Consider the following 12672-nt stretch of genomic DNA (forward strand, 5'->3'; position numbering starts at 1 on the left):
GGTTTCGATGCCGTCTATTTTCTTTTCGACACGTCAGCAGCGATTCACTTGCGTTCGTCTTCCCGATCCCCACCTGACGCCTCTTACGACGCCTTTCCCTCATCGCTCACCACGACAGTCATTAGCTAACGCAGCATGAGGCGGTTCAGAGCCTCCCCCACAGGGCGGCTCTGAAGGGCCACAAAACCTTCATCTCCCACACGGCATCACTTCCAGAAGTTGCCTACAATCAACTCCCTTTCATGTTCAGGGCACAAGGCCAGCAGAAATGCGGTCAGCGCTTTCTTCTGCGCATACCAAAACCGCAACGGCCAACCTGGCCATGGACACTCACTCCCCATTGACTCTGACCTGGTCCTTTTCAGCGCCAGATGAGTAAAATCCCAAATCTCCGATCCCGCGAAATCGCCGCGTAAGGGACATGCGCGGTACGGGAGGAGCCGCAGGGCGGGGCCATCAGCGCAGTACGCCCACTGTGACCTGTACGTTTGTCGACCGGTCCAGGCTGATCACATACGGAGAAACAGGCCGTTCCTCTTTCTCCGGATCACAGCGGCCGGTGGTCATCCCGACGACCGTACGGTCTCTCTGCCAGACACCGCCTATGCGCCCGCAGCGACGTGCGGTGAGGTCCGACCGATGCTCTGCGCCGCCTCTCTGGCCACCTGCACAGTGCGGAACCCACGGCGGTAGGCCGACGGCGACGTGCGCATGATCTTTGAGAAGTGGTGCCGGTAGGTCACGGGTGACTCGAAGCCCACTGCCGCCGAGATCTGCTCCACAGCGGCATGCGAGGTCTCCAGCAGCGGCAGGCTCGCTCGTACCCGCTGCGAGATCAGCCAGCGCATCGGTGAGCTCCCCGTGGCCTTGGCGAAGTGCCGCAGATAGCTGCGCTCGGACATCCGTGCCTCCCGGGCCAGCGCAGCCACCGTGACCGGCTCGGTCAGGTGTTCCAAAGCCCATGCCATGCTGCGCGAGACCCCATCGTCGTCGGACGACAACGACACCGGCGCCTCGATGTACTGCGCCTGGCCGCCGTCCCGGTGCGGCTGGATCACCAGGCGACGCGCCACCGTATTGGCCAGCTCCGTCCCGAAGTCCTTGCGCACCAGGTGCAGACACAGATCCAGAGTGGCCGCGCTGCCCGCACCGGTCAGGACATCCCCGTCATCGACATAGAGCGGATTCGGATCCACCTCGACCTGCGGGTAGCGGCTGCGCAGCAGTTCGGCCCAGCGCCAGTGGGTGGTGGCCGGTCGGCCGTCGAGCAGTCCGGCCGCCGCCAGGGTAAAGGCGCCCATGCACGTCGAGACGATGCGCGCACCGGCGCGGTGGGCCGCCCTCAGTTCTTCGACGAGCGCACCGGACGGCGGCACGTCCAGATCGGCGCTGCTGGGCACGATGACCGTGTGGGCCGAGCGCAGCTGCCGCAGCCCGTATCGCGTGGTCAATACAGCACCTCCCGCCAAGGGCACGGAGGAGGGCTGCTCCGCGCAGAGCCGCAGCTCGTAGTGCGCGGGGATCAGATCGCTCAGATACGGGCCGAACACCGCTGTAACCATGCCGATCTCGAAGGACGAGGTTTGATCGGTCACCAGTGCGGCGACGCGGTACGGAGGGCTTGGCTGCCGGTGGCTCATCGTCGCTCCTCTGTGAAGGCCATGACGAGGTCCTGGCGGAATCTTAGCGAAGAGTGTCATAGCCGCCACTGTTGTGGGACGGGCCTTCGCGGGATCGTTACAGACAGCAGCGCACAAAAGCCGCTGCAGATACGAAGCCCACAGGCCACGGTCGACGTGGCTACGGCCAGAGAGACAGGGACGAACATGCGCGCACTGGGCATCGCCTGCAAACGCTTCTTCCGCGACGTGTGCTACGGCATCGACGCGGCCCACGCGATCCGCCACGGCCTGAGGCCGGCGCCCCAGCCCAGCCGCGGGAACGACTGACGGGGGGTGATGGCGTCGGGCTCCCTAGCGGCCGGGCGCGAGGGTGTTGCCGAGGGAGGCAGCCACGACCGCCACGATTCCGGCGACCTGCCAGGCCGAGACAGCCTGGCCCAGGATCATCAGCCCGAGAAGTGCGGCGACGGCGGGCTCCAGGCTCATCAGAATCGAGAAGCCCTGCGCCGGCATCCGGCGCAGGGCTTTGTTCTGCAGCGAATACGACACGACCTCGCACAGCATGGCGACGCCGAGGCACCCCAGCAGCACGCGAGGGTCGAGCAGCGTGGTGCCGGCGGTGGTCACGGCGAGCGGAAGGGTCAGCACGGCGGCCCAGGTGGTCGCGACCGTCAGCCAGCGCCCGTCTTCGGTCCTGCGGCCCAGGGTCGAGGAGACGATGATGTAGCCGCCCCAGGACAGCGCGGCTCCGACCGCCAGCAGCACCCCTGTGAGCCCCAGCGGACCCGTCGTGCCGGTGAGCGCGGTGAGACAGACTCCGACGGCGGCCAGCCCCGCCCACAGCAGGCCACGGATGCGCAGGGTGGAGAACAGGGCGATCGCCAGCGGGCCGGTGAACTCGATGGTGACGGCGACCCCCAGCGGCAGCCGGTCGACAGCCGCGTAGAACGCCAGATGGTGCAGGGCCAGCAGCGTCCCGATGAGCACGACGAGCCCGAGCGTGGCGGAGTCACGGAAGGTACGCGGGGACACTCGCATGACGACGAGAAGCACGACGGCCGCGAACACCAACCGCAGGGCCACCACGCCCGCGACTCCCGCGAGGGGGAACAGCAGTTTGGCCAGAGCCGCGCCCAGTTCCAGGGCGACTATGCCGCCGAGCACCATCGGTGTGGGTGAGAACCCCGGCCTGCGGGTCGCGCCCTCCTCCGCCGCAACCTGCTTCTCCTGTGGCTCCCCCCTCATGCGGCAGACCGCGACGGTACGTTCCGCAACCGGGTCCGCAGCGTCAGCATGTGTGCGCACCTCTCCCCTATACCTTCGGCATGAAGCGGGCTCAGCACATCCGGCAGTTCCTTGTCGATCTCCATGTCGCCCGCAGTGGTGAAACAGATCTCGCCGTCCGGGCGGACCTGTACTCCGTCGAGTACCGCCCACCGCTGATTGAGCTCCACCGCCCGTTCCCGGGACATCCCCGATGGCAGATCGAGGTGGATACGGCCCGAGGAGATCCGCACGGGGTAGCCGCCGGGCAGGCCCGAAGGTCCCGGGACGTTCGCACATGCCTCACGCTGGTCCAGAAGGCAGCCCACGAGGAGGGCGGCGGCATGGCCGCCCACCGCGTTCAGCTCGGACCGCGGGGTGCCGCGCTGCGCGCGCAGTGCCTCGGTGACGTCGGGTACGGACACTCCGTCGAGCCAGGCGAGCGCCTCCTCGTCGGGGCCGTGCGGCGGGTGCAGATGCACGTGGTGCCCCAGCACCCGCAACGAGCCGTGCCCGCTGCCGGCTTGGAGAGCGGCCCGCAGCGAGGCGGCGATCGTCATGACGTTGCCCGTCCCGCAGAACACCGGAAGGCCGAGGGACTTCAGCACGGGATTGACCGCATCCGGGAAACACGCGTTCACGAACAGCGCCCGCGGATGTACGTCGGCGATCGCCTCCGCCAGCGTGAGGGCGGGCAGCGACTGCAGCGGCAGGGTCACCCCGAATCCGGCCCGGGCAACGAGGTCGCTCCATGCGGACGGCGCCCGCGTCCCCTCCCACGGCGACTGCTGCGAGGCGCAGTTGACGACGAGGGCGGGCTTGACGCGCGCCAGCGCGGAACGGAACACCTCGGCGGAGTACTCGGATGCCGGCAGCGCCCGGAACACCACATCGGCCCCGCTCAACGCAGCGCGCGTGTTGGCGACATAGCAGACTTCGGCGGCATTGTGCGGCGTACCCGACAACAGCGTCACGGTGCACCGCTCCGCAGCAGTCGTGGCGAGGGAGGAGCAGATCGCCCGTGTGAGCGATCCGACTCCGACGATCAGAACGTCGCGACTGGCCAATGGAGATCCTCGGTTCGCGGAGCTTGCGGGCAGGGAAAGAGGCGTACGGGCCCCGTCCGAGTCGGGGCCCGTACGGCGGTTCCTACGATGCGGCGGGGTGCGGTTCCTTCAGCTGGTCGCCGCGGAAGGTGCCCGTTCCCTCAGGGGCGTGGGCCGGGTCGCTACCCTCATGGATGATCTTGTTGGAGCTGTCGACGAAGAGGACGCTGGGCTCGTGCGTCTTGGTCTCCTCCTCCGTGACGCTCGCGTACGCCATGATGATCACCAGGTCACCGGGCAGGGCGAGCCGCGTGGTCGGGCCGTTGATGCCGACGACGCCGCTCCCGCGGGGGCCGGGAAGGGCGTAAGTCGTCCACCGTGCACCGTTGTTGAGGACGACGACATCCACCTTCTCGTGCGGCAGGATGTCCGCCTTCTCCATGAGGTCCGGGTCGAGGGTGATCGAGCCGATGTAGTGAAGGTCCGCCTGGGTCACGGTGGCCCGGTGGATCTTCGACTTCAGCAGTTCACGCTTCACGGGGTCGTCAACTCCTTTGTGTTCTTTGTCGGTTCTTCGGTGATCGGCAGGGAGGATCAGTGGGCTTCGGCGACCAGCCGTGCCATGTGCCGGGCGTCGGTCACGGCCTGGACCTGATCCGCTCGTACGCCCTCACCCGTCGGCCTCGGGTAGACCCCGGACCCGTGGATCACGAGGTCGTCGAACGGCTCGACCAGCTTGCGGTCCACGGCGTTGAGCACCCCGGTCAGGGCCATGACCAGCGACCACTCGCCGAGCGTGCGCGGGTCATCGGGGAGCGCGCAGTCGGTGTCCCGCAGATACCGGCGCACCTCGCCGTAGCGGGCCAGGCACTCCTGGAGCGACACGATGACCCCTGAACCGCCGTGCGCCTTCATCAGTCCGGTCATCTCGGGAGCCGTCGGGGGCTCCTTGGTGTAAAAGGTGGGCTCCAGGTTCTCCTTCACGGCCCAGGTGGTTCGCGGGAAGTGGGGCGAGGAATCCTGCTCCAGCAGTCCCGTACGGCCGTTGTGCCGGTATGCGACGCGCGGCTCCTCACCTGTCTGGGCGCGCAGGAAGTGCCGCACCATGTCGCTCGTCTCGGAGTGCTGCACCAGCAGGAAGCCGGGCTGTCGTACCGGTAGCCCCAGACTCCCCAGCAGGTCCAGCCCACGCTGGTAGCCCAGGAGGCCGTATGCGCTCGACACCGAGTGTGCGTGCAGCCGCCGGCCGGGGAGGCCGCCGAACTCGTACTCGAAGAAGGCTCGGCAGCAGTCCGCGGCCTGGTAGTTCGCGATGTCCAGAGACTGCCAGACGCGCCACGGCCGGCGTCCGGGGAAGGACAGGATGCGGGTGAACTCCCGGCCGATCTCCTTCACTGCGGCGGGCTTGTCGCCGTCGTACACCATCAGCGGGTTCAGGCGCCGCAGTTCGTCGGACTCGGTGAGCAGGTCACGGCGGAACTTGTACAGCGTCTCGCGCGGAGTCAGCGTCACGATGCGCAACTCGTCGGGGTCGACCAGCCCCAGCCGGAATGCCCGCCCGACCGCGTCCCGCAGGGCGATCGCCTTGTTCCCCGACGACGGCGTGAAGAGCACGACCGGCTCACCGGTGTGCCGGATGTGGTGGACCGCCCGCGCCACCATCAGAAGCGAAGCGGGGGTCTTGCCGGTGCGGGTCGCCGGGTTCTTCGTCAGGTCGAGCAGCGTCAGCCGGCTGTCGCCGTAACCGCCGAGCGCGGTCCACGACGCCTGCGCGACGCTGAAAAACTCCTCCCAGGTGTCGTCGAGTTCCGGATAGTCGAACGCCGGGGCGAACGCGGTGCCGGCCACCGTACTGTGCAGCCTCTCGGACACCTGCTGGATCCCGCGGTAGTACCGCACGATCAGGCTGTCCGACGACGTGGTCCTGATCTCCGAATCGAACATCGAGTCCGATTTCAGGGCGGTCGGTGTCATGCTTCTCCCTTTCGTGGATCGGTCATCCAGTCGCGGAATCGCAGGAAATTGGCCGCGGGGTCCACCGTGATCCGTGGATGGCTCCCCGCAGGCGTGGACCGGGTGCGGACGTACACCAAATGTGGGCCGCGAGGGGCACGTACGAGCCCTGGAAGGCGTTGGCGCAGATTCTCCGTGTCATGGATCCGGGTGCACTCGCGGTAGCCCATGGCCGCGGCCATCTGGGGAATGTCGAATATCGCGCTGGACGATTCCTGGCCACCGGTCGACTCGTAACTGCCGTTGTCGAGGACCAGGTGGAGAAAGTTCTCCGGCCGGTACTGCTTGGTGACCATCAGCGCCCCGGGATTCATGAGGAAGGCGCCGTCTCCGTCGATCACCACGGTCGTCCGGTCCGTCTGCCGGGCGATTCCGACTCCGATCACCGGGGCCATTCCCATGGAGCCGGTCATGTACAGGTGATTCGCCGCATCACCTACGGAGAAGGCTTCCCGGCATGTGTAGCCCGTCGTGAAGACGATGGGGCTGTCGTGGCCGTGGGCGATGACCGTTTCCAGGACGTCCGACCGCCGTATCACTGTGCCGCGCTCCAGCCGAAGGACTCCGGCGGCACCAGCAACACCGCCGGCCTCGTCCGGTCGGCCAGCATGGTCTCGAACCACGTCACCGCACTGCGGTGATCGTCGCCTGCGAGCATGCGCCAGGGCAGCCCCAAGTGCTCGAGCACCGGGATGGTCACCTGTCCCATGCCGCGGTTCTCCCGCGTGCCGTCGACACCGGTGCCACGCATGCTGACGACCAGGCCGAGCGGAACGTCGAACGGCTCGACCAAGGACGCCAGGACGTTGACCGACTGCCCGAATCCCGAGTTCTGCATCAGCACGGCACCACGCCCGCCGGCCAGGGCGGTGCCCACGGCCAGCGCCACCGCGTTGTCCTCACGGTGGACGTACCGGAACCCCTGATGGCACTCCTGCAGCCGGCCGAGGAGCGGAGCCAGCACACCGCACGGTGTCGCCACGCACAGATCGGGACACCACGTCGTCAGTACGGAGGCGATGTCCGCCACGCGCGCGTCGGTGGAACTCGGGCGGTTCGGTTTCAGAGGTGTGCTCATTCCTGCTGTCATGCGTGTTCCTTCTCTCGCGTCGAGGCGATCCGTGCATCGGAATGCGTGGCATGAATCCGGCGGGTGAGAGTCGAAGCTCCATTAGTCCGCGTCGTCGGATTTCTCCGAATCCGCGCCTCGAGAATTTCTCGTGGCGATGTCCGCGTGGCACACCAGGTTTCCCGCTCTCCACGTTCCGGACGAGGTGCGGGGGACACACGCTTGCCGCCGGGAGGTGGTGGCCCGCCCACCATCCGGAGCCGTACACGGCGCGAGGAACGCCCGAATCGGAAGGCCGGGGCGGTGGCAGGGCCACCACCCTGGTGCCGAGGTGAGAGGCTTTCCACGGAGCGTCAGCAGCGGGGCTCCGGGCATTCAGAGTCCGGTGAGGGCGGGAAGGATCCGAACGTTGGACACCTGGCAGTTGCGCAAGGTCTTCGAGAGCAGGTCGGGGACGGTCCGGTGGGACCGGTTCGGGCCGGCCGACGGTGAGCCCGTCGTGCTGCTGCACGGCACTCCGTTCTCCTCATACGTCTGGGGGGAGATCGTCTCCGCGCTCACTGCCGCGGACCACCAGGTCTTCGTCTGGGACATGCCGGGCTATGGCGCGTCCGAAAAGGCCGACGGCCAGGACGTCTCCCTCGCCGCACAGGGCATGGTCTTCGCCGAGCTGATGGAGCACTGGCAGTTGTCGAAACCGTCCGTCGTCGCTCACGACTTCGGTGGCTGTGTCGCCCTGCGGGCCCATCTGCTGCACCACGTCTCCTACCGGCGGCTGGCCCTCGTCGACCCGGTGGCACTCGCGCCGTGGGGCTCGCCCTTCTTCCGGCTGGTCGGTGAGAACGCCCCGGTCTTCGAGCAGTTGCCGCCCACCCTGCACCGCGCGCTCGTCCACGAGTACATCGGCTCGGCAAGCCACCGGGGACTACGCGCGGACGCGGCCGAAGCCCTCGCCGCGCCCTGGACGGACCGGACGGGGCAGGCGGCGTTCTACCGGCAGATCGCGCAGGCCGACCAGCGCTACACCGATGAGATCCAGGAGCTGTACCCGGGCATCGGGATTCCCGTGACCGTGTGCTGGGGTGAGGAAGACTCCTGGATTCCCGTCGCCAAGGCCCACGAGTTGGCGTCGCTGATCCCTGGCGCGCGTCTGCGGGTCATCCCCGGCGCCGGGCATCTCGTACCGCTGGACGCGCCCGCGCAGTTGCTCGCCGTGCTGCTGGATTTCCTCGCCTGACCCGGCGGGGCATGAGCCGGTGGTGGCAGGGCCACCACCGGCTCACCCGCTTTCGGTCGGTTGTCGGCTTGTGAGCAGGCCATGGTGGTGGCCCGGCCACCATCACCGGGCACAGGAGTGTGACCTTCACACCTCGCCCCGAGCGGCGGAGGCGAGAAGCCTGGTGTGCCATGGAAGACATCGCCACCCGGCTCTGCGCCGACCTGTTCACGGAGTTCCGTCGCTACGACCAGCGCATCCGGGCACGGCAGTACGTGGACGGGTTGCTGACAGCCGACGGGCGCAAGTCGATCGCGAACATCGCGGGCGCCGTCGGCGTCCCCGGCGATGCCCAACGGCTGCACCATTTCGTCAGCAGCTCGCAGTGGGAGTGGCTGCCGTTGCGCCGGGCCCTCACCCGCTTCCTGGAGACCACGGACCGCGCTTCCGCGTGGGTACTGCTGCCGGTGTCGATTCCCAAGGCGGGCCGGCACAGTGTGGGCGTGGGGCGGCACTTCTCGCCCGATGCGCATCAGGTGGTCAACGGCCAGCAGGCATACGGCATATGGTTCGCGTCCGCGCGCGTGACCGCGCCCGTCAGCTGGAGTCTTCTGCTGACGCCATGCCGGCGCGTCGAGGGACCTGAGGACGCCACCCCTGATGACAGCATCGCCGAGCTCCTCCGGGACGTGCGCGACTGGGGTGATCCGCTGCGGCCCGCGCTGCTCGATGTGCACGGGGTTCCGGGGGAAGAGCGCCTTGTGTCCCGGCACTTGCGAAGCGGGTTCCCGCTCGCCATGCGGATCAGTGGGCGCGTGGACGTGGCGGCCGATCACCCGGCGCTGAGCGGTCAGGTCCGGCGCGTCGCCCCCGTGCAGCGCATTCTCGACAAGGCGCTGCGGCTGCGGAACTCATGGCCGACCTCGGCGCCCGGTCGGCCGGGGTCGGCGTTCGCGACGGCCCGGGTACGCCTCGCGGACGGCGGTCCGGGCAGCGGGTCGCTCACCGCCCTCGGGGTGTGGGGCGATGTGCGCCGCCCGCCCGCTCAGGTGTGGCTGACCAATGTGCGCGCCGGATCCGCCCCGGCACTCCTGAACCTCACCCGGCTGCACGAGGAGGTCACGCACGGCTGGCGCACCCGCGGTGACGCGGTCGGGTTGCGGGACTTCGAGGGCAGGTCGTTGCGCGGCTGGCACCGGCACATGACGCTGGCCTCGTGCGCGTACGCGATTTCCGCGCTGAGCTCGGCGGGCGCCGCCGGCTACTCGGCGGGGGACGGCGAAGCCGCGGCGGTGTTCGGGCGTTCCGCCTAATGGGAGCTGTCGGGTCGTAGAGACTCGTGCCGTAGCCGCCAGTAGGTGAGCACTTTCGCCGCCGGAAGCATCCGACTTCTGAGGTCAGACCGTGCCCCTGCTCCTTGACCTCAAACGACATGGGGTGTCTGACCTGAGGAGCCCGCCGACGCGCCGTCGGCGCCTCGTTGCCCACGCAGTACGAGGTGTATGCGATGAAGCCGCAGAGCCAGCTGCACTTCGAGTGCCTTTTCCGGCGTCGACCAGTCCGCGCCGAGGAGTTCGGCGACCCGCTCCAGGCGGCGGGCGACCGTGTTGGGATGCACATGCAGCAGTTCCGCCGCGTTCGTCTGGCTGCTCCCCGAGGCGAAGTACGTGTCCAGTGTCCTCGTCAGCTCGGTCAGCCGCTGTGCGTCGTAGTTGAGCACCGGCCCGATCGTCGACTCGACGAACGCGGCGGCGTCACGGTCGTCCGAGAGCAGGATGCCGAGGAACCCCAGGTCCTCGACCGAAGCGCAGGCTCCCACATTGCCGAGCGCGACCAGCGTTTCCAGGCAGCGCATGGCCTCCTGGTGGGACTGGCGCACCAGGCCCAGACTCCGGACCGGCCCGCTCGCGCCCACGGTGACCGGATGACCGAGCAGCGCGGACAGCTGGTCGGACACCGAGCGGGCGAGGAAGCCCGCCCCCTTGCCGGTTCCGGAGCCGGAGTCGGCCGGCAGCGGTAACAGCAGGGAAATGCAGCCGCGCTGGATGCTCCGTAACCCGCCCATGCGACGCGCGTACGACGCCGCCCAGCTGGCGGCACGACCGGCGGTGCTGCCCTCGGGGCGCACGACCACCACCACGAGTGGCCGATCGGGCACGATGCCCAGCCTGCTCGCCCGCAGTTCGAGTTGTTTGAGAGGCCGTCGCTCCACTGCCAGCAGGTCGTCGAACAGCTCGTCCCGGAAGGGGCTCGCCGCTGTCTCCTCGCTGCGGTGCACTTGGAGCAGTACGGCAACCGCCTGTGCCGTCAGACGCATCCGGCGCACGCCGGTGTCGTCCAGGGGGGTCCGCGGCCGCAGCAGCATCACCGCGAGTTCCTCGCCGCCGGCCATGACGGGCACGACCCACACTCCGGTGCCGTCGCCGACGACGACCGGCTCGCGGCGCGCGGAGGCGGCCTGCGCGGCTGCCAGCACCTCGGCCTCGTCGACCGAGGGCAGCTCTCCGACGGCCGAGAGCGTGCGGTTCTCCACGTCCCGGACCAGTACCGCTCCGTCCAGCGCCGTGGCCACCTCTGCGGTCAGCGTCTGCAGGTCGCTGCCCGCCATGGCCAGGTCGACCAGTCTGCTGTGCAGTTCGCCGAACCGGCGGAACTCGTTGAGGTCGGCGATGTCCGAGTGGCTGCGTTCCAGGGTGCGGGTCTTCTCTATGGCCACGGCCGCCAGTCCCCCGAGCGAGTTCATCAGGGAGACGTCGCCGATGCTGAAATGGCGGATGTTCCGGTCAGCCGCGTAGAGCACGCCGAAGGAGACGGAGCCGACCGCCAGCGGTGCGGCGATGATGGCTCGGATCCCTTCCGCGCGCACCACTTCGTCGAGTACGGACGAATGCCGAAAGCTGTCGTCCGAGAGGTAGTCGGGGGTCCAGATGGGGACGTTCGCCTCGACCGACCTGTCACCGAGTCCCCAGGTGTGCGGCACGCGGTAGCCCACGGTGAGTGCGGAGGCATGCCCGTCCGCCGTCCGCACGTAGCTGTCCCCCGCAGCCTCGTCACGGACGGCGACATAGGACATGTCCATGCCAAACAACCTTCGAGTGCGGCGGGTGATGGTCCCGAGCAACTCGTCGAGTTCATAAGGGAGCGTCAGATCACGCGCGGTGTCGACCAGCGCGGACAGTTCGGTCTCCCGTTGCTGACGACGGGCGAGCTGGGAATGCACCTGAAGCGCCAGACGCTCGGCGCGCTCCAGACGGAGCACGGCCTCATCGTCCGGGCGCGCACCGCGTCCACCGAAACTCCTGACCAATTCCTCGATACGACCCGACGGTGCTTCGCCTGCCAGGAGTTCGAGGATGGAAAGCATCGCCCCAGTCTCATCCACGCACTCGACTCCGGGCTCCGGTCGCTCCGTCGACGTCACACAATCTCCCCCTGGCCCGAATCACGTAGCAACGACCCTTCCGCTTCCGACCATAGCGCAACCAACTCCCGTCAAGATTGGGGCAAGTGAGGTACACCACACCAAAGCCCCGTGGGTGGGCGAGCCACCACTCAGGTGGGTCAGGTCTGTCGCCGGACCACCTTCCTGCACCGACCGCCGTTCGAGAAAGCTGTGCAGCGTTCGACTCGACCGGAGCGGTCCACGCACCCCCATGGAGGTTCGATGTCGCAGATACGCAGCCACCTCAAGTCGCTCGAGCGCAGCCGTCGATCGCTGACGCGACCGGACAGGCCCCGCGAGTTCACCCTCCTCGACCGGGACTGGGATCTGCTCGATCAGGTCTTCGCCCCCCTCTACTCCCCCTCGACGCGCATCGGCGCCGAGTTCCTGGGCCTGACCGGCACCGGCGGGCACAAGCCCCCTTCGTCCCTGCTGGAGATCGGCTGCGGCGCCGGCCTCATCGCCGTCCAGGCGGCGTTGTCCGGCTGTACCTCCGTTCTCGCCACGGACATCAACGACCACGCCGTCGAGAACACCCGGCTGAACGCGGAACGGCACGGGGTCGCCGACCATGTCACGGCACTGCGCAGCGACCTGTTCTCGGCGCTCGACCCGGACGCCCGGTTCGAGCAGGTCTTCTGGAGCTCCAACTATGTGATGGCACCGGCCGACTACGCCTACCGGAGCCTCCACGAACGGGCCTACGTCGACGCCGGCTACCGCACGCACCGCCGGTATCTGTCCGAGGTCGTGCACCGTCTGACCGACGACGGGACCGCGCTGCTGCACTTCAGCGACCGGGGGAACCTCGGCGCCCTGCGGGAGATCGCCGTGGAGTGCGGCCGGGAACTGCACACGCTCGACAGCCGGACGGTCGACGAGGGACCCGACCGGGTCGAACACCTCCTGCTGGAGATACGCCCGGCCCGCGCCCGCCGACAGCCGGCCGGTACACGTCGCGCCCTCGTACAAGCCTGACGACACCGATCACAGGAAGGGGC

The 12672-nt window shown here is 68.3% G+C and carries 12 protein-coding genes; 4 read left to right on the forward strand and 8 right to left on the reverse strand.

Going from position 1 to position 12672, the window contains the following annotated elements:
- Positions 1 to 602 precede the first annotated feature (602 nt).
- On the reverse strand, positions 603 to 1640 hold the full coding sequence (locus I8N67_RS34315) for a helix-turn-helix domain-containing protein (RefSeq protein ID WP_200308185.1): 1038 nt from the start codon (positions 1638 to 1640) through the stop codon (positions 603 to 605).
- 186 nt (positions 1641 to 1826) lie between these two features.
- Here I8N67_RS34315 and I8N67_RS44030 point away from each other — a divergent pair, with 186 nt between their 5' ends.
- Positions 1827 to 1949 (forward strand): hypothetical protein, encoded by a 123-nt coding sequence (locus tag I8N67_RS44030; protein WP_267912868.1) that lies wholly within the window; start codon positions 1827 to 1829, stop codon positions 1947 to 1949.
- A gap of 24 nt (positions 1950 to 1973) precedes the next feature.
- On the opposite strand, the gene I8N67_RS34320 is transcribed toward I8N67_RS44030, so the two are convergent.
- The 6 genes from I8N67_RS34320 to I8N67_RS34345 form a co-directional block, all read right to left on the reverse strand.
- Complete coding sequence (locus I8N67_RS34320; protein ID WP_234046751.1) at positions 1974 to 2867, reverse strand: EamA family transporter; 894 nt, start codon at positions 2865 to 2867, stop codon at positions 1974 to 1976.
- On the reverse strand, positions 2864 to 3952 hold the full coding sequence (locus I8N67_RS34325; protein ID WP_200308186.1) for a Rossmann-fold NAD(P)-binding domain-containing protein: 1089 nt from the start codon (positions 3950 to 3952) through the stop codon (positions 2864 to 2866). The genes I8N67_RS34320 and I8N67_RS34325 overlap by 4 nt, the downstream gene beginning before the upstream one ends.
- Before the next feature lie 82 nt (positions 3953 to 4034).
- Entirely contained in the window at positions 4035 to 4469 is a 435-nt protein-coding gene (gene panD, locus I8N67_RS34330) for an aspartate 1-decarboxylase (protein WP_200308187.1), read from the reverse strand.
- 56 nt (positions 4470 to 4525) lie between these two features.
- Positions 4526 to 5905 carry a DUF6002 family protein gene (locus I8N67_RS34335; protein WP_200308188.1) on the reverse strand — a complete coding sequence of 460 codons (1380 nt, stop codon included), beginning with the start codon at positions 5903 to 5905 and terminating at the stop codon, positions 4526 to 4528.
- A complete protein-coding gene (locus I8N67_RS34340; RefSeq protein ID WP_200308189.1) occupies positions 5902 to 6357 on the reverse strand; it encodes a thiamine pyrophosphate-dependent enzyme in 456 nt (151 codons plus the stop codon). Before I8N67_RS34340 ends, I8N67_RS34335 begins: the two co-directional genes overlap by 4 nt.
- 122 nt (positions 6358 to 6479) lie before the next feature.
- Entirely contained in the window at positions 6480 to 7034 is a 555-nt protein-coding gene (locus tag I8N67_RS34345; RefSeq protein WP_200308190.1) for a hypothetical protein, read from the reverse strand.
- Positions 7035 to 7422: 388 nt separating this feature from the next.
- Here I8N67_RS34345 and I8N67_RS34350 point away from each other — a divergent pair, with 388 nt between their 5' ends.
- Together I8N67_RS34350 and I8N67_RS34355 are read left to right on the forward strand one after the other, a co-directional pair.
- Positions 7423 to 8250 carry an alpha/beta fold hydrolase gene (locus tag I8N67_RS34350; protein ID WP_200308191.1) on the forward strand — a complete coding sequence of 276 codons (828 nt, stop codon included), beginning with the start codon at positions 7423 to 7425 and terminating at the stop codon, positions 8248 to 8250.
- Positions 8251 to 8420: 170 nt separating this feature from the next.
- Positions 8421 to 9542, forward strand: a complete 1122-nt coding sequence (locus I8N67_RS34355) for an IS701 family transposase (RefSeq protein ID WP_200308192.1) — start codon at positions 8421 to 8423, stop codon at positions 9540 to 9542.
- A gap of 110 nt (positions 9543 to 9652) precedes the next feature.
- Here I8N67_RS34355 and I8N67_RS34360 read toward each other — a convergent pair whose 3' ends face one another.
- Positions 9653 to 11488: a helix-turn-helix domain-containing protein gene (locus tag I8N67_RS34360; RefSeq protein WP_307835456.1), complete on the reverse strand. Its 1836-nt coding sequence runs from the start codon at positions 11486 to 11488 to the stop codon at positions 9653 to 9655.
- A gap of 405 nt (positions 11489 to 11893) precedes the next feature.
- Between I8N67_RS34360 and I8N67_RS34365 the strand changes: the two genes are divergently transcribed.
- Positions 11894 to 12649: a 50S ribosomal protein L11 methyltransferase gene (locus tag I8N67_RS34365; RefSeq protein ID WP_200308194.1), complete on the forward strand. Its 756-nt coding sequence runs from the start codon at positions 11894 to 11896 to the stop codon at positions 12647 to 12649.
- Positions 12650 to 12672: the final 23 nt, after the last annotated feature.

Origin of the sequence: Streptomyces adelaidensis, assembly GCF_016598475.1 — a bacterium.
GTDB classification, from domain to species: domain Bacteria; phylum Actinomycetota; class Actinomycetes; order Streptomycetales; family Streptomycetaceae; genus Streptomyces; species Streptomyces adelaidensis.